Origin of the sequence: Streptomyces sp. SDr-06 (assembly GCF_003324565.1) — a bacterium.
In the GTDB taxonomy this organism is placed as follows: Bacteria; Actinomycetota; Actinomycetes; order Streptomycetales; family Streptomycetaceae; genus Streptomyces.
The window spans coordinates 707786-725504 of the sequence record NZ_QOLA01000002.1 but is presented as its reverse complement, the minus strand read 5'-3'; the positions used below and the strand labels follow the sequence as shown (position 1 = coordinate 725504).

The following is a 17719-nucleotide window of genomic DNA, read 5'->3' as shown; positions in this document are numbered from 1 at the left end:
GGCCCGGTGCTACACCTGCCCGGACGGGCGGCGGCGCCTGCGCAGGGCCGCCGTGCCGGTGAGGCCGAGCGCGAGGATGGCGCCCGCCCCGGCCACGGTGGAGACCACCGTCAGGGGACCGTCGTCGTGCCCTGCCGCTACGGCCGCCGCCTGCGCGGCCTGGGCCCTGGTCTCCTGGGGCGTCTCCGCATAGCCGCCGGCCTTGCCCGACCGGTCGTAGGCCGAGCCCGGCAGCTTGTCCCCGTAAGCGTGCGAGACGCGCGCCCGGTAGGCGGCCAGGGTGGTGCCGTTCGCGCCGATCGCCTTGACGGCGTCCTCGTCGAGCGGCAGCACCCGGGTGCCCTTCTCCACGTACCAGGCGTTGATCTGCGGCTCCTGGAAGACGGTGCCGCCGGGGAGCTTCGCGGCGCCGGCCGCCGCGTACCGGGCCTCGTCGTCGCCGGTGGCTATGTTGACCACCTGCCAGGCGGAGCCCTGCCGCACCGTCCACAGCGAGGCCTTCTGGCCGTCCGACGAGACCGCCGTGGAGGCGAGGTATTCCAGCTGGGCTACGGGGGCGCCCGCCGTGCCCGCGACGAACGCCGGGGACAGCGTGTAGACGGGCACGGTGTCGCCCTCGATGTGCGGTGCGGCGGCCTTCAGCGCCACCTTGCCGTCCCGCGCGAAGAAGCGGGAGAGCGTGTCGAGGGTGGCGGGGGCGCTCGCGGCCTGCCGGGCCTCGGCCCGGGACTGGGCGGAGGCGGCGGGCTGCTGGTCGGCGAAGGCCTGCGGGGCGGCGAGGCCGATGAGCGCGGCGGCGACGGCCGCGGGAGCGAGACGGGTCCACTGCATCGTCATCACGCCCCGATCCGGTACAGCGAGTGGGTCCAGGAGAAGGAGTCGTTGTCCACGTACCAGGCGTGCGAGGCCCAGTTGTAGCGGGTACTGGAGGGCCAGGGGTCGCCCCAGTACACCCAGCTGTTGGCGTCGTCGTAGCCGTACAGGACGTGCATGTGGCCGCCGCCGCTGGACCACTGGATGCGGGTCTCCATCGGGCGGTTGTTGTTGATCTCGTTCTGCACGGTCGAATAGCGCAGCCAACCGCTCACGTACGAGCCCGAGTTGATGCCCGCCCAGTCCAGGGCGTTCTGCACGTTGCCCAGGTCGGCCTGCCAGTTGGGGCAGTCGTAGCCCTGCGCCCGGCCGAAGGCCGCGTTGCAGAACTGGTTCTGGGTGTAGCTGCGGCCGAACCAGGTGGCGATGGTGTTTCCGCTGCCGGCCCAGCACCAGTTGTTCTTCTGCTGGGACTGCATGGTGATGCCGAGCCGCTTGGAGCTCGCCGCGGCGGCTGCGGCGGGCACCGGCTTGTCGTCGTGCGGGGCGGCGGTCGCTGTTGCCGTGGGGGCGGCGAACAGGGCCGTCACCACGAGGGCGAGGGCCGACAGCCGTCTCTTTCCGTTGCGCATCGCGTTCCTCCCATGGCGGGGTGGGGGGTTGGGGATGGTGGAGGATCGCGTCCGGACGCTTGCCGTTGAGCATCGGGCGTTGTCGAGAACTGGTCAACGCGCTTCAATGCGGGGTGGGACGCGGGTGTGAACGACGTGGCCGGAAAGTGAACAACTCCCGGTCCACCACCAGGTTTTCCCCGACCTGACGCCGCCTCGCGCCCACCCCCCACCGTGAACGTTCACTGAGGAGTCCCCCATGCTCCACACCGAGGCCGACCTGACGCAGGTGCTGCGTACCGGCCCCTTTCACCTGGCGTTGCGCGCCGCGCTGTCCGTCCGGGGCCTGCCGCTCCAGCGGGTCCAGCACCATCTGGCCGGGCGGGGCATCAAAGTCGGCGTGACGAGCCTGAGTTACTGGCAGCAGGGGGCGCGGCGGCCGCAGCGGCCCGAGTCCCTGCGCGCGGTACGCGGCCTCGAAGAGGTGCTCGGCCTGCCCGCGAACTCCCTGCTCCGCCTCCTCGACGACGCCTCGGCCGCCGAGGTGGAGCGGCCCGCGGCGCGCTCCTACCGCTCGCTCGTGGAGGCGTCGGGGGTGGTGGAGCAGCTCATCGGCGAGCTGGAGTCCCCGGTGGACGGCGGTCTGCACACCGTCGGCCACCACGAACGCGTCCGGATCGGTGCGGGCCGGGAGCTGCGCGGTCGCGACTCGCAGCACGTGGTACGGGCCCATCGCGACGGCATCGACCGCTATCTGGCCATCCACCGCGGCGACGCGGAGTGCGATCCGGCCCGGGTCGAGGTGCGCGCGGGCGAGAACTGCCGCACCGGCCGCGTCCGCTGGGACGCGTCGAGCGGGGTGCTGGTCGCCGAGCTCCTCTTCGACACCCGGCTGCGGGCCGGCGAGACGTACCTGTTCGGCTACGGCTTCGAGGACGGGACGGGCGGGCCGAGCCGGGAGTACGTGCGCGGCTTCAGCTTCGCGGGCGGCCAGTACGTCCTCCAGGTCCGCTTCGACGAGCGGGCCCTGCCCGCCCGCTGCCACCGCTTCGCCCAGACGTCGACGGGCGCGACCCGCTCCGGCCGCAGCGACCTCACCCTCAGCGGCCGGCACCGCTCGGTGCACCTGGTGGAGCAGGGGGTGCGGCCGGGGATCCTGGGGATCGACTGGGACTGGGAGTGACGGGGCCAGGGAGACCCGAGGGGGCGGGGGTGACCCCTGTGCGGGCTCCGGCGCCCCGGTCGGCGCTCCAGGGGGCGGCCGGGGCCCGGTTCCGCGCGGGACGGGGCCCGAGGGGCAGGGGCTGGCCGGTGTGCTGCCCGGGTTACGCGTCCGGCCCGGCCACCAGCTGGCCGTCCTTCAGCTTCACCGGGACCTTGGGCAGGGGCACCGTGGCCGGGCCCTGGACGGGCTTGCCGGTCATCACGTTGAAGCGGCTGCCGTGGCACGGGCAGTTCGCGTGGCCGTCCTCGATCTTCTCCAGGAGGCAGCCGGCGTGCGTGCACTGGGCGCTGAACGCCTGGTACTGGCCCTTGGCCGGGCAGGACACCATGACCCGCTGCTCGCGGTAGAGCTTGGCGCCGCCGACAGGCACCGCGTCCGGCGAGCCGAGCGGTTCGGGGGCGGTCGGCGTCGGGGTCTCGGCGTGGCCGAGCTTGGACTCGGTGGAGCAGGCGGCTACGCCGACCCCCGCGGCCCCGGCGAGGGCGGCGCCTTTCAGCACGGTGCGACGGGCGGCGGGCTGGCCGGTCATGGCTTCTCCACTGATCACTGGACTTGGTCGGCCGTCTGCGCGACCGACCCGGCCGTCGCAACCGACCCGGTTGCGTCATCGACGATACCGGCGCAGATCGCCCGCTCCGCGCCGGGGCTGCCCACCCGGCCGGAGGATGGGTTACGTTCTGGGCCGTGATCGTCGTCGCCGGAGAGTCCCTCATCGACCTGGTGCCGCGGCACCCCGGGGATCCGCTGGGGCCGCTGGTGCCGCGGCCCGGTGGCGGCCCGTACAACACCGCGGTGGCGCTCGGCCGGCTCGGCGCGGGGGCCGCCTTCTGTTCGCGGGTCTCCACGGACGGCTTCGGCGAGGCGCTCCTGGCCGGGTTGCACTCGGCCGGGGTGGACACGTCGTTGGTGCAGCGCGGCCCGGAGCCGACGACGCTCGCCGTGGCGACGCTCGCGCCGGACGGCTCGGCGCGCTACGGCTTCTACGCGGACGGGACCGCCGACCGCCTCTTCGAACTCCCCCCTCAACTGCCGCCTTCCGTGAGCGCGTTGGCGCTGGGCACCTGTTCGCTGGTGCTCGAACCGGGAGCGAGCGCGTACGAGGCCCTGCTGCGCAGGGAGTCCGCTCGCGGTGTGCTCACCCTGCTCGACCCCAACATCCGGCCGGGCCTGATCCCGGACCCGGACGCCTACCGGGCCCGCTTCAGGAGCTGGCTGCCCCACGTCTCTCTCCTGAAGCTCTCGGAGGAGGACGCGCTGTGGCTGGGCGGCACGGTCACCGAGTGGCTCGCCGCCGGTCCCCGAGCGGTGGTCCTGACCCGGGGCGCGGGGGGCCTGACGGTCCACACGGCGCGGGGCGCCGAACACTCCGTACCGGCCGGGCGCGTCGAGGTGGTGGACACCATCGGCGCGGGCGACACGGTGAACGCGGCCCTGCTCCACCGCCTCCCCACAGCCCGCGCCCTCGCCTCGGCGAACTGGCCGGAGGTACTCGGCTACGCGTCGAGGGCGGCGGCCATGACCTGCGCGCGCGAGGGCGCCCAGCCCCCGACGGCGAAGGAACTGGCGGCCTGGGCCTAGCCCCCTCCCAAGGGAGCTGTCCGGGGCGCGGCCCCGGGTGGCTGGGTGCGACCCGAGGTGGGGTGGCGGCCCGCTCCTCCCCAACGCCCGGAGCGTCTCGGGAAGGAGCGGGTGAAGGACTCAGCTCTTGCGAGCCCGCGTCGTCTTCTTCGCCGGGGCCGCCTTCTTGGCGGTGGCCGAAGCCCGGGCCGAGGCCGTCTTCTTGGCGGGTGCGGCCTTCGCCGCGGAGACCGCCTTCTTGGCCGGGGCCTTCTTCGCCGCCTTCCGCGCCGGCGACGAGGACGCGGCGTCGCTGATCCGGTCCGCCCCCAGGATGTCCCGCAGGAACTTTCCGGTGTGGCTGGCCGGCACCGAGGCGACCTGCTCGGGCGTGCCCTCGGCGATCACCAGGCCGCCGCCGCTGCCGCCCTCCGGGCCCATGTCCACGACCCAGTCCGCCGTCTTGATGACGTCCAGGTTGTGCTCGATGACGATCACCGAGTTGCCCTTGTCGACCAGTCCCGAGAGCACCTTGATCAGCTTCGAGATGTCCTCGAAGTGCAGCCCGGTGGTGGGCTCGTCGAGCACGTACACCGTCCGCCCGGTGGAGCGCTTCTGGAGCTCGGAGGCGAGCTTCACGCGCTGCGCCTCGCCGCCCGACAGGGTCGGCGCGGACTGGCCGAGCCGGACGTAGCCGAGCCCGACCTCGTTGAGCGTCCGCAGATGACGCGCGATCGTGGGCACGGCCTCGAAGAACTCCAGGCCCTCCTCGATCGGCATGTCCAGGACCTCGGCGATGGACTTGCCCTTGTAGTGGACCTCCAGCGTCTCCCGGTTGTAGCGCGCCCCGTGGCAGACCTCGCACGGGACGTACACGTCCGGCAGGAAGTTCATCTCGATCTTGATGGTGCCGTCGCCCGAGCAGTTCTCGCAGCGGCCGCCCTTGACGTTGAAGGAGAACCGGCCGGGGAGGTAGCCCCGGACCTTCGCCTCCATCGTCTCGGCGAACAGCTTGCGGACGTGGTCGAAGACGCCCGTGTACGTCGCCGGGTTGGACCGGGGGGTGCGGCCGATGGGCGACTGGTCGACGTGCACGACCTTGTCGACCAGGTCGTCGCCGTCCACCCGGGTGTGCCGGCCGGGCACGCTGCGCGCCCCGTTCAGCTCCCGGGCCAGGTGCGTGTACAGGATGTCGTTGACCAGCGTCGACTTGCCGGAGCCCGAGACGCCGGTGACGGCGGTCAGCACACCGAGCGGGAACGAGACGTCGATGTCGCGGAGGTTGTTCTCCTTCGCGCCGTGCACCGTGAGGCGGCGCGTGGGGTCCGTGGGCCTGCGCACGTCCGGCAGCGGAATCGACTTCTTGCCCGCCAAATACTGGCCGGTCATCGACTCCTTGTTGCTGAGCAGCTGCTTCAACGGGCCGCTGTGGACGACCTTTCCGCCGTGCTCGCCGGCGCCGGGGCCGATGTCGACGACCCAGTCGGCCACCTTGATGGTGTCCTCGTCGTGCTCGACGACGATCAGGGTGTTGCCCATGTCGCGCAGGCGCACGAGCGTCTCGATCAGGCGGTGGTTGTCGCGCTGGTGCAGGCCGATCGACGGCTCGTCCAGCACGTACAGGACACCGACCAGGCCGGAGCCGATCTGGGTGGCGAGGCGGATGCGCTGGGCCTCGCCGCCGGAGAGCGTGCCGGCCGCGCGGTTGAGCGAGAGATAGTCGAGGCCTACGTCGACCAGGAACTTCAGCCGCTCGTTGACCTCCTTCAGGACCCGCTCGGCGATCTTCTTGTCGCGGTTGTTGAGCTTGAGCTCGGCCAGGAAGTCCGCGCAGTCGCTGATCGACATCGCCGAGACCTCGGCGATGGACCGCCCCATCACGGTGACCGCCAGGACCAGCGGCTTCAGGCGCGTGCCCGCACAGGTGGGGCAGGGCACCTCACGCATGTAGCCCTCGAAGCGCTCGCGGGCGCCGTCGCTCTCCGCCTCGGAGTGGCGCCGCTTGACGAACGGCACCGCACCCTCGAAGGAGGTGGTGTACGCCCGCTCCCGGCCGTACCGGTTGCGGTAGCGGACCTCGATCTGGGTCTTGTGGCCGTACAGCAGGGCCTTTTTGGCGCGCTGCGGGAGCCCGGCCCAGGGGATGTCGGTGCGGAAGCCCAGCTCGTCGGCGAGCGCGCCCACCAGGCGGGCGAAGTAGTCCTTGGTGTGGCCGAGCGACCACGGCGAGATGGCGCCTTCGTCGAGGGACTTGTCCTCGTCCGGGATGATCAGGTCGGCGTCGACCTCCATGCGGGTGCCGATGCCCGTGCAGTCGGGGCAGGCGCCGAACGGCGAGTTGAAGGAGAAGGAGCGCGGCTCCAGCTCCTCGAAGGAGAGGTCGTCGTACGGGCAGTAGAGGTGCTCCGAGTACATCCGCTCGCGCTCGGGGTCGTCGGCCGCCAGGTGGACGAAGTCGAGCACGACCATGCCGCCGGAGAGGCCGAGCGCGGTCTCCACGGAGTCGGTGAGCCGGCGCTTGGCCGAGTCCTTCACCGTGAGGCGGTCGATGACCACCTCGATGGTGTGCTTCTCCTGCTTCTTGAGCTTGGGCGGCTCGGCGAGCTGGATGGTCTCGCCGTCGACCCGGGCGCGGCTGTAGCCCTTGGTCTGGAGGTCGGCGAACAGGTCGACGAACTCGCCCTTGCGCTCGCGCACCAGCGGCGAGAGCACCTGGAAGCGGCTGCCCTCGGGCAGTTCGAGCACCTTGTCGACGATGGCCTGCGGCGACTGGCGCGAGATGGGCCGGGCGCACTCGGGACAGTGCGGCTTGCCGATGCGCGCGAAGAGCAGACGCAGGTAGTCGTAGACCTCGGTGATGGTGCCGACCGTCGAGCGCGGGTTGCGCGAGGTCGACTTCTGGTCGATGGAGACCGCGGGCGACAGACCTTCGATGAAGTCGACGTCCGGCTTGTCCATCTGACCGAGGAACTGGCGGGCGTAGGACGACAGCGACTCGACGTACCGCCGCTGCCCCTCCGCGAAGATCGTGTCGAAGGCGAGCGAGGACTTGCCCGACCCGGACAGACCCGTGAAGACGATGAGGGAGTCACGCGGGAGGTCGAGCGAGACGTTCTTGAGATTGTGCTCGCGCGCGCCACGGACGATGAGACGGTCGGCCACGCCGGTCCGCACCTTTCTAGAGAGAGCGAGGGGGCTGCAGGAGCCCCCGTCCCAGGGTATGGGGGGCGCCTCGGGGATGTCGTTGATTCTTGGATGAATCCGGACAGGTTCCACAACGGTTCTGGGCGGGAACCCATTCCCGAGCGTATAGCACGCGCATTCGATTTACGGACTCGTTCGGCCACCTTCACCCGGACGAGTGGCGGGGCTATCGTCGGCGCCATGATTGATCACGCGCGCGACCTGGCCTCTGTACACGAAGCCACCGAACGACTGCTCACCGCAGCCGCCGCCCTGGACAACGCCGCCGTGGCCGAGCCGTCACGGCTGCCCGGCTGGACCCGCGGCCATGTACTGGCCCATATCGCACGGAACGCGGACGCGCTCGTCAACGTGCTGGCCGGGCGGCCCATGTATCCGAGCGCCGAGGCCCGGGACGCGGACATCGACCGCGACGCGCCCCGTCCGCTGGACGTCCAGCTCGCGGACGTCCGCGACAGCGCCGCCGCCTTCCAGGCGGAGGGCGCGCGGCCCGCCGACTGGTCGCGCACGGTCGAGCTGCGCAACGGCGTGACGGACGCCGCGGCCCGGGTGCCCTTCCGGCGGCTCGTCGAGGTCGAGCTGCACCACGTGGACCTCGGCATCGGGTATGAGCTCGAGGACCTGTCCGCGGACTTCGTGAGCCGCGAGACGGACTTCCTCGCCGAGCGCTTCGCCGGGCACAAGGACCTTCCGTCGATCGGGCTGAGCGACGACACCGGCCGGACGTGGACCACCGGCGGCGGCGTCGAGGGCGGCCCGGTCCGGGTGAGCGGCCCGGCCGCCGACCTCGTCGGCTGGCTCGCGGGACGGCGCGACGGCGCCGCCCTGAAGGTGACCGGCGGGGCGCTGCCCGCCCTGCCCCCGCTGTGATCCCGGCGATAGGCTGAGCGCATGACGTACAGCGGAGCGGTGAAGGTCGGCGGTCCGGCCGATGTGCACGAGCTGACGGACCTGATGATTTCCAAGGTCGAGGTCGGGGCCATGGGCAACAACGCCTACCTGCTGCGCTGCCGCAGCACGGGCGAGCAGCTGCTCATCGACGCGGCCGCCGACCCCGGCACGCTGCTCACGCTGATCGGTGACGACGGCATCGCGTCCGTCGTCACCACCCATCGCCACGGCGACCACTGGCAGGCGCTCGGTGAGGTCGTCGCCGCGACGGGCGCGCGCACCTATGCGGGCCGCTTCGACGCCGAGGGCATCCCGGTGCCGACCGACGTCCTGGTCGAGGACGGGGACACGATCAGGGTCGGCCGCGTCGAGCTGACCGCCCGCCACCTCGTCGGGCACACGCCGGGCTCGATCGCGCTGGTCTACGACGACCCGCACGGCCACCCCCATGTGTTCACCGGCGACTGCCTCTTCCCCGGCGGCGTGGGCAACACCTGGAAGGACCCGGAGGCCTTCGCCAGCCTCATCCGCGATGTCGAGACCAAGCTCTTCGACACCCTGCCGGACGAGACCTGGGTCTATCCCGGCCACGGCAACGACACCACGCTCGGCGACGAGCGCCCGCACCTGCCGGAATGGCACGCACGCGGCTGGTAGCCGCCGACCGGCGGCGTGATCCGCCGCCGGTCCCGCCCAGGGAGCCGGCCCGTTCGGGGCGCCGAGGATGTCCATGCCTCGATCGTGGCACCCGCCACTGACAATCGACGCTCCGCCCGTGCGCCCGCCCGCCGTCCGGTGAGCTTCCGCGCGCCCCCGTAACGGAAAACAGCCCCGGGTAGTTGGCGCGACATGCGCACCCCCACCGCCCCGGCCGCCCCCTCGATGCTCCGGCTCGCGGCCGCCTCGCTCGCGGGCACCGCCATCGAGTTCTACGACTTCTTCGTGTACGGGACGGCGGCCGCACTCGTGCTCGGCCCGCTGTTCTTTCCGACCTTCTCCGCGCTCGCGGGCACCCTGGCCGCCTTCGGCACCTTCGGGGCCGGATTCATCGCCCGCCCCCTTGGCTCGGTCGTCTTCGGGCACATCGGCGACCGCCACGGGCGCCGCCCGGTCATGTTCGCCTCGCTCGCCCTGACCGGGCTCGCGACGGTGGCGGTCGGCTGCGTCCCCTCGTACGCCTCGATCGGCATCGCGGCGCCCTCGCTCCTGCTGGTGCTGCGCTTCCTCCAGGGGCTCGGGCTCGGCGGCGAGTGGGGCGGCGCGGTGCTCCTCACGGCCGAGCACGCCCCCGCCCACCGGCGCGGACTGTGGACGAGCTTTCCGCAGATCGGGCCCACCACGGGCTTCCTGCTGGCCAACGGGGTGGTCCTCGCCCTGTCCGCCGGGCTGACCGACGCCGAGTTCCGCGCGTGGGGGTGGCGGGTGCCGTTCTGGGCCGCGGGGCTCCTCGCGCTGACCGGGCTGCTGCTGCGGACCTCGCTGGCCGAGACGCCGCAGTTCCGCGCGTTGGACGAGCCGGCCAGGCTGCCGCTGCTCGAAGTGGCGCGCGGGCACGGCCGGTTGGTCCTGCTGACCGCGGGTGCCCTGGCGATCGGGTACGCGGTCTTCTACACGGTGTCCACCTGGTCGCTGGCGTACGCGACGGAACGGCTGGGGGTCGACCGCACGGTGATGCTCGGCTGCGTCATGGGAGCCGTCGCGATCATGGGCGCGCTGACGCCGGTCGCGGCGCTGCTCGGCGACCGCTACGGGCGGCGGCCGCTCTGCCTGGCGGGGTGCGCGGCGACGGTGGTGTGGATGTTCCCGATGGTGGCGCTGCTCGCGACCGCCGAGCCGCTCTGGATGTTCACCGGGTTCCTCGGCGCGATGCTGGCGTTCATCTCGATGTTCGCGGTGATCGCGGCATATCTGCCGGAGCTCTACGAGCCGAGGGTGCGCTGCACGGGCGCCGCGGTCGGCTACAACCTCGGAGGGGTGCTCGGCGGGGCGCTGACTCCGATCGTGGCGACGGCGCTGTCCCGCGGCGCCGGTCCGCCGTGGGGGGTGGCCGCGTATCTGACCGGGCTCGGGCTGCTGAGCCTGGGCTGTTTCGCGCTGCTTCCCGAGACCCGGCCCGCGCCCGTGCTGCGGCCCGAGCCCGGGGCCGAGGCGGAGGCGGCCCCGGTGTGAGGGGCCGCCCGTTGCCCGGTCAGGCGCCGACGCTGTCCTTCTGGGGCTCCTCGTCCGCGCTCTGCTTCCTGGCGGCGATGAGGCTGGTGACGGTGGTGATGACCAGCACGCCGCAGATGACGCCCAGCGAGAGCGGGATGGAGATCTCGGGGACGTTCACCCCGTTCTCGTGCAGGGCGTGCAGCACCAGCTTCACGCCGATGAAGCCGAGGATCACCGACAGGCCGTAGCTGAGGTGGACCAGCTTCTTGAGCAGGCCGCCGATCAGGAAGTACAGCTGGCGCAGGCCCATCAACGCGAAGGCGTTGGCGGTGAAGACGATGTACGGGTCCTGGGTGAGGCCGAAGATCGCGGGGATCGAGTCCATCGCGAAGAGCACGTCGGTGGTGCCGATGGCGAGCATGACGACCATGAGCGGCGTCAGGATCCTCTTGCCGTTCTTCTCCACGAACAGCTTGGTGCCGTGATATCTGTCGGCGACGCCGAACTTCTTCTCGACGGACTTCAGGAGGCGGTTCTCCTCGAACTCCTCTTCCTCCTCGCCGGAGCGCGCCTCCTGGATGAGCTTCCAGGCGGTGTAGATCAGGAACGCGCCGAAGATGTAGAAGACCCAGGAGAAGTTGGCGATCACGGCGGCGCCGGCCGCGATGAAGAGAGCACGCAGCACCAGGGCTATCAACACGCCGAAGAGCAGCACCCGTTGCTGGAGGTGCGAGGGCACCGAGAACTTCGCCATGATCAGGATGAAGACGAAGAGGTTGTCGACGGAGAGCGACTTCTCGGTGATGAAGCCCGCGAAGAACTCGCCCGACGCCTGGCTGTTGCCGAAGAACAGCAGGCCGAGGCCGAAGAGCGCGGCCAGCACGATCCAGACCACGGTCCAGACGCCGGCTTCCTTGACGGACACGTCATGGGGCTTGCGCCCGATGAAGAAGTCGGCCGCGATGAGGGCACACAGACCAAGAATGGTCACTACCCACAGGGTCATTGAAACGTCCACTGCGCCTCCGGCGTCGTACGGCTACTGATCAGCGTCGTCGCTGCCGGAGGTCTCTTCCACCCGGGCGCCTTCCCTCGCACCGCGGGCCGACGCCCCGGGACCCGTCCCGTGGGTCCGTATTGACGGGAACGCCGCAGCCGGGAGTACTCCCCTCCGCTGGGAGTGAGCCTACCCGAATCACCAAGGGAAGGTAAAGAGATTGGTAAGGATCAACCAAATGGCCAGCTCAGGAGCAGCCTCTCTGGACCTTGCGGAGGAGCCTCCCGCGCCGTTCGGCGGCTAGCGGGGCCACCCGGCGCGGGCCTCGCCGACTTGTCCGAGCACCTGCTCCAGGATGCGGCTGCCCGGCGGCGCGAGCGGCGGCTCGTACGTCCAGGCGTGGCCCACCCACGGGTCGGCGAGGTGATCGTCGGGCACCGGGGTCAGGCGCAGCAGCGAACGCCACAGCGGCTGGAGGACCGGGCCGTACGCGCGGGCCTCCTCCCGGTCCGCGACCATCAGGAGGTGGACCCCCACCGAGGGGCCCTCGTCGGCGAGGTAGCGCAGCTGGTTCAGGGCACGGTCGTCGAAGCCGTGCGGGAAGTCGTTGACGATCAGGAGCTGTTCGGCGGTGTCCATGCCGGGCGGCAGCGCGTCCGCCCCCGCGCCGCCCCGCACCGCCATCTGTACGAGGTCGACGCGCTCGGTGAGCCGGGCCAGCACCTCGGCCACTCCGGCCGCGCCCGCCGCGGGCGGTGCGGCCAGCACCCCGGACCGGGCCAGCGGGGCGAGCCGCGCCGCGGCCGAGCCCGCGGGATCGATGACGTGGACGGCGAACTCATGGGCCGGGTAGACCGCGAGCAGCCGGGCCGCGACCGCCACGGCGGTGTCCATCGCCAGCCCCTTGATCTGTTCGGCGTCCATGAACGCGGCCGCCTCGGAACCGCCGCGGTCCGAGTCGATCCACAGGCCGCGCTCAAGGGGCAGCCGGACCAGCATCGGAATGCGCAGCCCCGGCTGTTCGGGCAGTTGGAGATCCCCGAGGCGCAGCGCCATGGGGAGCTCCACGGGAACCCGGTAGCCGTGCCATACGGGGTTGTCCCAGCGGGCGTAGGCGGGCGGCAGGGCGGGCTCGACGACGTCGGACTCCGCGGTCAGCTGGGCGAGCTCGCGGTCGAGGACTTCCCGGGCCCGGGCGACCAGGTCCTCCCGCTTGGCGCGGGCCTGCTCGCGCGCCTGGTCACCGGCGGCGCCCAAGCGTCCGCGCGGGTCGGCCAGGGCGCGGTCCAGCTCCTGCTCCATCCGCGCGTCCGCGAAGTCGACGGCGCTGCGATAGGCGGCGACGGCGCGGGCCAGATCCTCGAACATGCCCCACACCTGGTTGTAGAGCCGCTCGTCCAGGGACCAGCCGGTGGCGTCGCCCGCGACGGGCCGAGCGGCCTCGCTGGGGTTCGTGGGCGGTGCGGCCGGGGCGGGGGGCGGTGGTGTGCCGGCCTGGCGCCGGGGGTGCGCGTAGTTGACGGGGCCGCCGCCACCGACCCCCTGCCGGGGTGCGGCGGCGGACGGCCCGGCCGCGCCCGGCGCGGGCCCTCCGCTGGCCCCGGGCCCGGCCGCGCCCACCCGGGCCCCGTCGCTCGCAGGGGGCGGAGGCGCCGCCACCGAGCGGGCGACGCCGAGCGTGATCGCGTCCTGGATCTCGGCGGCCACCTGCCGGGCGTCGGGCAGTCCCTGGTCGGCGAGCAGGTCGACGAGGCCGCCCGCGTACCCCTGCCCGTTGGCGCGGATCTTCCAGGTGCCCTGGCGGCGGTAGAGCTCCAGGGCCACGACCGCCGTCTCGGCGCCGAGGCCGGTGATGGTGTAGCTGGCGATCTCGGTGCCGTCGAGGCCGGTCACGGCGACGAAGGGCGCGGCGACGGCGGCGAACCGGCTGGGCCCCGGTGTCCCGGGCGGCAGGGCGAGGAGCACGTTGACCCGGTGCACACCCTCGGCGAGGGCCTCCAGGTCCACGGCGAGGCGGTGGTCGGCGGCGGCCTGCCGGGAGACCTCGATGCCGGGCAGGGTCGGGGATCCGGGGTGGGCGACCCGATCCGCCCCGGACACCCGGCCCTGCTCGTCGGCGAGCGAGGCTCCGGCCACGACGGGCGTGCCGGCCGAGACCCGGATCTCCAGTCGGGTCCGGGGCAGGGGGTGGTTCTGTCCCCGTACCAGCTCGGCCGTCATCTCCTCTGTCCCCTCGTCGAGTTGATGGTGGTGGCTGTGCGGTCGCGGTGCAGCTCCCGGCGGCCTCGGGCCTCCGGGAGCTGCGGTGTCGGTGATCCGGCGCGGTCAGAGCTGCGGCAGGATCGCCGGCATCAGGTCCTGGAAGGTGCGGCCGTTGGCGGCGTTGCCGATGGCGGTCATCTGCCAGCCGGTGCCCACGCGGTGCACCTTGGCCATGATCTGCGCGGTGTACTGACCGCCGCCGTCCAGCGTGTAGCGGGCCAGCTCCTGGCCGTTGGTCTCGTCGACAAGGCGGCAGAACGCGTTCTGCACCTCCTGGAACGTCTGGCCGGTGAACGAGTTCACCGTGAAGACGATCTGGTCGATGTGGACCGGTACGCGCGAGAGGTCGACCAGGATCGACTCGTCGTCACCGCCCTGGCCCGCGCCGCCCACGAGGTTGTCGCCGGTGTGCCTCACCGAGCCGTCGTCGCTGACGAGGTGACGGAAGAAGACCACGTCGACGGGCTGCTTGTCGGCGAAGAGCACCGCCGACGCGTCCAGGTCGATCTCCTGCGTCCGCTTGCCGAACAGGCCCCGGCGCGGTGCCGCCTGCCAGCCGAGCCCCATCCGCACCGCGGTCAGGGTGCCGCCACCCTGCTTCTCCAGGCTGATGGCCTGACCCTTGGACAGATTGACCGTCACGCGCTGTCCCCTCTCCCCATGCGTCGTTCTTGACACGCTTTGCGTCGTTGTACGTTCTCGGGCCCGACCCTACGCAGCGCGGCGGGGCCGGTGGCCGTGCGGGGGCATTTTGTGGCGGTGTTGCAACACACCGCCACAGGCACGGCGTCCGCCCCCGCGAGCGGCCGGTCAGGCGAGCCCCGCCTCCTTCATCTGCCGGAGCTCCTTCTTCAGCTCGCCGACCTCGTCGCGCAGCCGGGCCGCCACCTCGAACTGCAGGTCCGCCGCCGCGGCCCGCATCCGGTCGGTCATCTCCTCGATGATTCCCGCCAGTTCGGCCGCGGGCCGGTCGGTGAGCTCCTTCTTGGCGCCCTTGGCCGCCTTGCCGCCGAGCGAGGGCACGGGTGCCTTGGCCGCCTTGCCGTCCTTGCCCTTGCGATATCCGGTGCCGAGCAGCTCCTCGGTGTCGACCTCCTCGCGCGCGATGGTCGCGACGATGTCGTTGATCTTCTTGCGCAGCGGCTGGGGGTCGATCCCCTTCTCCTTGTTGTACGCGATCTGCTTCTCGCGGCGCCGGTTGGTCTCCTCGATGGCCTTCTCCATCGCCGGGGTGACGCGGTCGGCGTACATGTGGACCTGGCCGGAGACATTGCGCGCCGCACGGCCGATGGTCTGGATGAGGGAGGTGCCGGAGCGCAGGAAGCCCTCCTTGTCGGCGTCGAGGATCGACACCAGGGAGACCTCGGGCAGGTCGAGGCCCTCACGCAGCAGGTTGATGCCCACCAGCACGTCGTACTCACCGGCCCGCAGCTCGCGCAGGAGCTCGATGCGGCGCAGCGTGTCGACGTCGCTGTGCAAGTACCGCACCTGGATGCCCAGTTCGAGGAAGTAGTCGGTGAGGTCCTCGGCCATCTTCTTGGTGAGGGTGGTGACCAGGACGCGCTCGTCCTTCTCGGTGCGCTTGCGGATCTCGTGCACCAGGTCGTCGATCTGGCCCTCGGTGGGCTTGACCACGACCTCCGGGTCGACCAGGCCGGTGGGGCGGATGATCTGCTCCACGAAGCCGTCGCCGCGGGAGAGCTCGTACTTGCCGGGGGTGGCCGACAGGTAGACGGTCTGGCCGATGCGGCCGAGGAACTCCTCCCACTTCAGCGGCCGGTTGTCCAGCGCGGACGGCAGTCGGAAGCCGTGGTCGACCAGTGTCCGCTTGCGGGAGGCGTCGCCCTCGTACATCGCGCCGATCTGCGGCACGGTCACGTGCGACTCGTCGAGGACCAGCAGGAAGTCCTCGGGGAAGTAGTCGATCAGGGTGTTGGGCGCGGTGCCGGGCTCGCGGCCGTCGAAGTGCATCGAGTAGTTCTCCACGCCCGAGCAGCTGCCGATCTGGCGGAGCATCTCCAGGTCGTACGTGGTGCGCATGCGCAGCCGCTGGGCCTCCAGGAGCTTGCCCTGCTTCTCCAGCTCGGCCAGACGCTGCTCCAGCTCCTTCTCGATGCCGTTGACGGCCTTCTCCATGCGCTCCGGGCCCGCCACGTAGTGGCTGGCGGGGAACACGTAGAGCGACTGGTCCTCGCTGATGATCTCGCCGGTGATCGGGTGCAGGGTGGACAGCGCCTCGATCTCGTCCCCGAACATCTCGATGCGGACGGCCAGCTCCTCGTACACCGGGAAGATCTCGATGGTGTCGCCGCGCACCCGGAAGGTGCCCCGGGCGAAGGCCAGGTCGTTGCGGGTGTACTGGATGTCGACGAAGCGGCGGAGCAGCTGGTCGCGGTCGATCTCGTCGCCGACCTTGAGCTGCACCATCCGGTCGACGTACTCCTGCGGGGTGCCCAGGCCGTAGATGCAGGAGACGGACGCGACCACGATCACGTCGCGCCGGGTCAGCAGCGAGTTGGTCGCCGAGTGGCGCAGCCGCTCGACCTCCTCATTGATCGAGGAGTCCTTCTCGATGTAGGTGTCCGACTGCGGGACGTACGCCTCGGGCTGGTAGTAGTCGTAGTACGACACGAAGTACTCGACCGCGTTGTTCGGCAGCAGCTCGCGGAACTCGTTGGCCAGCTGGGCGGCCAGGGTCTTGTTCGGCGCCATGACGAGGGTGGGCCGCTGGAGCTTCTCGATCATCCAGGCAGTCGTCGCCGACTTTCCGGTGCCGGTGGCGCCGAGCAGGACGACATCCTTCTCACCTGCGCGGATGCGCTTCTCCAGCTCGGCGATGGCCGCCGGCTGGTCGCCGCTGGGCTGGTAGGGACTGACGACCTCGAAGGGCGCCACCGTACGTTCGATCTTGGAAACGGGCCGCATGCAACCACCGTACGACCCGCCACTGACAACCGCGGTCCGATCGCCCGCGCGGTCACCAGTCGTGCGGGGAGGCGGAGCCCTCGCGCGGCGGCTCGGACGCCGCCCAGCTGGTGCGCTCCGGGAAGGACGGCCGGTGCCGGGGGGCGGGAATCACCCGCGGCGGACGCTTCTCCCAGTCCGGCTTGCCCATCACCACCAGCGGGTCGAACATCACGACCACCCCGGCCAGGACCAGGAAGGCGACGGGACCGATCAGCATGGGCGCGAGCAGGGAGGCGGGCGACTCCCCGCCCACCACGGCGGTGCCCGCGGCGCCGTGCAGCCGGACGCTGAGCGCGGCCATCCCGGTGTAGTGCATGCCGCTGACCGCCACGCCCATCACGAGGCTGGCTCCCAGGCTGGCCAGGAAGCCGTGCACCGAGACGGCGGCCCACAGCGCGGCGGTCGCGGCGACCACCGCGATCACCACGGAGACGCTGACGACCAGGGTGTTGTACTCGAACTCCCCGTTCATCCTGATCCCGGCCATGCCCATGTAGTGCATGGTCGCCACCCCGAGCCCGGTGATCGTGCCCCCGGTGACCAGCGCCATCGGGGTCGCACCCCGGTAGCCCACGAGGAAGATGCCGATGCCCACCATCACGATCGCGACGGCCAGGCTGGCGAAGGTGATGCCCCGGTCGTAGCCGAGCGGTACCTCGTGGACCGCGAAGCCCATCATCGCGATGAAGTGCATGGTCCAGATCCCGGACCCTATGGAGGTGGCGCCGAGCGCCAGCCAGGCGGCCTTGAAGGAACGCCCGCCGCGCACGGACCGGGCGGTGCAGCGCAGTCCCAGCGCTCCGCCGAGGCAGGCCATGATGAACGCCGCCACCGGCGTCACCAGGCCATAGCTGAATCCGTCGACCGTCCCGTGCATACCCGTGTGCCCTTCACCCCGTACCGACTGAAGAGGCCCTGCTGTGACTGCGGCCCTGGTTCGGGGCGACATTAGGGCTCGCTGGGCGACAGGCAAACATTTTCCGGGCAATTTATCGACTCGGACGGTCGGGGCGTTCCCATCTGGGTGGATCCGTTCGCTTT

Annotated in this window: 14 protein-coding genes; 5 read left to right on the top strand and 9 right to left on the bottom strand. The window is 71.4% G+C overall.

What is annotated here, in order from left to right; translation table 11 throughout:
* Positions 1–9: 9 nt before the first annotated feature.
* Both DT019_RS07610 and DT019_RS07605 read right to left on the bottom strand, forming a co-directional pair.
* On the bottom strand, positions 10–837 hold the full coding sequence (locus tag DT019_RS07610) for a hypothetical protein (RefSeq protein WP_114035862.1): 828 nt from the start codon (positions 835–837) through the stop codon (positions 10–12).
* Entirely contained in the window at positions 837–1445 is a 609-nt protein-coding gene (locus DT019_RS07605; RefSeq protein WP_114035861.1) for a papain-like cysteine protease family protein, read from the bottom strand. Before DT019_RS07605 ends, DT019_RS07610 begins: the two co-directional genes overlap by 1 nt.
* A gap of 238 nt (positions 1446–1683) precedes the next feature.
* On the opposite strand from DT019_RS07605, the gene DT019_RS07600 reads away from it, so the two are divergent.
* Positions 1684–2607, top strand: coding sequence for a hypothetical protein (locus DT019_RS07600; RefSeq protein ID WP_114035860.1), 924 nt, complete (start codon positions 1684–1686; stop codon positions 2605–2607).
* Positions 2608–2749: 142 nt separating this feature from the next.
* Here DT019_RS07600 and DT019_RS07595 read toward each other — a convergent pair whose 3' ends face one another.
* The gene (locus tag DT019_RS07595) at positions 2750–3178 is read right to left on the bottom strand and encodes a Rieske (2Fe-2S) protein (protein WP_114035859.1); all 429 of its coding nucleotides are present in this window, start codon (positions 3176–3178) and stop codon (positions 2750–2752) included.
* A gap of 155 nt (positions 3179–3333) precedes the next feature.
* On the opposite strand from DT019_RS07595, the gene DT019_RS07590 reads away from it, so the two are divergent.
* The gene (locus DT019_RS07590; protein ID WP_114035858.1) at positions 3334–4227 is read left to right on the top strand and encodes a carbohydrate kinase family protein; all 894 of its coding nucleotides are present in this window, start codon (positions 3334–3336) and stop codon (positions 4225–4227) included.
* A 120-nt stretch (positions 4228–4347) separates the two neighbouring features.
* Here DT019_RS07590 and uvrA read toward each other — a convergent pair whose 3' ends face one another.
* On the bottom strand, positions 4348–7368 hold the full coding sequence (uvrA, locus tag DT019_RS07585) for an excinuclease ABC subunit UvrA (protein WP_114035857.1): 3021 nt from the start codon (positions 7366–7368) through the stop codon (positions 4348–4350).
* Positions 7369–7590: 222 nt separating this feature from the next.
* On the opposite strand from uvrA, the gene DT019_RS07580 reads away from it, so the two are divergent.
* The 3 genes from DT019_RS07580 (at position 7591) to DT019_RS07570 (ending at position 10470) form a co-directional block, all read left to right on the top strand.
* Complete coding sequence (locus DT019_RS07580; protein ID WP_114035856.1) at positions 7591–8280, top strand: maleylpyruvate isomerase family mycothiol-dependent enzyme; 690 nt, start codon at positions 7591–7593, stop codon at positions 8278–8280.
* Positions 8281–8301: 21 nt separating this feature from the next.
* Entirely contained in the window at positions 8302–8958 is a 657-nt protein-coding gene (locus tag DT019_RS07575) for an MBL fold metallo-hydrolase (protein WP_114035855.1), read from the top strand.
* Between the two features lie 225 nt (positions 8959–9183).
* Positions 9184–10470: an MFS transporter gene (locus tag DT019_RS07570; RefSeq protein WP_114036057.1), complete on the top strand. Its 1287-nt coding sequence runs from the start codon at positions 9184–9186 to the stop codon at positions 10468–10470.
* A 19-nt stretch (positions 10471–10489) separates the two neighbouring features.
* Here the strand turns inward: DT019_RS07570 and DT019_RS07565 are convergent, their stop codons facing one another.
* From DT019_RS07565 to DT019_RS07545, 5 genes are all read right to left on the bottom strand, one after another.
* A complete protein-coding gene (locus DT019_RS07565; protein ID WP_114035854.1) occupies positions 10490–11470 on the bottom strand; it encodes a TerC family protein in 981 nt (326 codons plus the stop codon).
* A gap of 279 nt (positions 11471–11749) precedes the next feature.
* A complete protein-coding gene (locus tag DT019_RS07560; RefSeq protein ID WP_114035853.1) occupies positions 11750–13669 on the bottom strand; it encodes a TerD family protein in 1920 nt (639 codons plus the stop codon).
* A 105-nt stretch (positions 13670–13774) separates the two neighbouring features.
* Complete coding sequence (locus DT019_RS07555) at positions 13775–14353, bottom strand: TerD family protein (RefSeq protein WP_114035852.1); 579 nt, start codon at positions 14351–14353, stop codon at positions 13775–13777.
* A gap of 168 nt (positions 14354–14521) precedes the next feature.
* Complete coding sequence (gene uvrB / locus DT019_RS07550; RefSeq protein WP_114035851.1) at positions 14522–16636, bottom strand: excinuclease ABC subunit UvrB; 2115 nt, start codon at positions 16634–16636, stop codon at positions 14522–14524.
* A 52-nt stretch (positions 16637–16688) separates the two neighbouring features.
* Entirely contained in the window at positions 16689–17555 is an 867-nt protein-coding gene (locus DT019_RS07545; protein ID WP_114035850.1) for an MHYT domain-containing protein, read from the bottom strand.
* Between the last annotated feature and the right edge of the window lie 164 nt (positions 17556–17719).